This is a genomic window from Cobetia sp. SIMBA_158 (assembly GCF_046566945.1).
Classification (GTDB): Bacteria; Pseudomonadota; Gammaproteobacteria; order Pseudomonadales; family Halomonadaceae; genus Cobetia; species Cobetia amphilecti.
In genome coordinates, this window is record NZ_JAWJYL010000028.1 from 1 (window position 1) to 1,221 (window position 1,221).

The following is a 1,221-nucleotide window of genomic DNA, read 5'->3' on the forward strand; positions in this document are numbered from 1 at the left end:
AGGATGAACCCGTAGCTTCGGTACCTGATTTAGCCCCGTTATATCTTCCGCGCAGGCCGACTCGACTAGTGAGCTATTACGCTTTCTTTAAAGGATGGCTGCTTCTAAGCCAACCTCCTAGCTGTCTGAGCCTTCCCACATCGTTTCCCACTTAATCAGGATTTTGGGACCTTAGCTGACGGTCTGGGTTGTTTCCCTTTTCACAACGGACGTTAGCACCCGCTGTGTGTCTCCCACGCTGCACTCACTGGTATTCGGAGTTTGCCTCGGGTTGGTAAGTCGGGATGACCCCCTAGCCGAAACAGTGCTCTACCCCCAGCGGTGATACGTGAGGCGCTACCTAAATAGCTTTCGAGGAGAACCAGCTATCTCCGGGCTTGATTAGCCTTTCACTCCGATCCACAGCTCATCCCAGCATTTTTCAACATACTTGGGTTCGGGCCTCCAATTGATGTTACTCAATCTTCACCCTGGCCATGGATAGATCGCCCGGTTTCGGGTCTATACCCTGCGACTGGTCGCCCAGTTAAGACTCGGTTTCCCTACGCCTCCCCTATACGGTTAAGCTCGCCACAGAATATAAGTCGCTGACCCATTATACAAAAGGTACGCGGTCACACCACGAAGGTGCTCCCACTGCTTGTACGCATACGGTTTCAGGATCTATTTCACTCCCCTCGCCGGGGTTCTTTTCGCCTTTCCCTCACGGTACTGGTTCACTATCGGTCAGCCAGGAGTATTTAGCCTTGGAGGATGGTCCCCCCATGTTCAGTCAAGGTTTCTCGTGCCCCGACCTACTCGATTTCACGTGACTCAGACTTCGACTACGGGACTATCACCCTGTATCGTCAAGCTTCCCAGCTTGTTCGTCTGTCAGTTGTCACGCTTAAGGGCTGGTCCCCGTTCGCTCGCCGCTACTTGGGGAATCTCGGTTGATTTCTTTTCCTCCGGGTACTTAGATGTTTCAGTTCCCCGGGTTTGCCTCTATAGGTTATGTATTGGCCTATAGATACTCACCTGATGGTGAGTGGGTTTCCCCATTCGGAAATCGTTGGGTCGCAGGGTATTTGCCACCTCGCCAACGCTTATCGCAGGCTATCACGTCCTTCATCGCCTCTGGCTGCCAAGGCATCCACCGTATGCGCTTAATCGCTTGACCATATAACCCCAAGGGGTCTGTCAAGGATTACGAATCTGTCGGACCTCTCCGACATATCGTTT

The 1,221-nt window shown here is 52.6% G+C and carries 1 rRNA gene; it reads right to left on the minus strand.

Annotated elements, in window-relative coordinates:
• A 23S ribosomal RNA gene (locus R2R70_RS18795) occupies window positions 1-1,159 on the minus strand; the annotation flags it as partial.
• Between the last annotated feature and the right edge of the window lie 62 nt (window positions 1,160-1,221).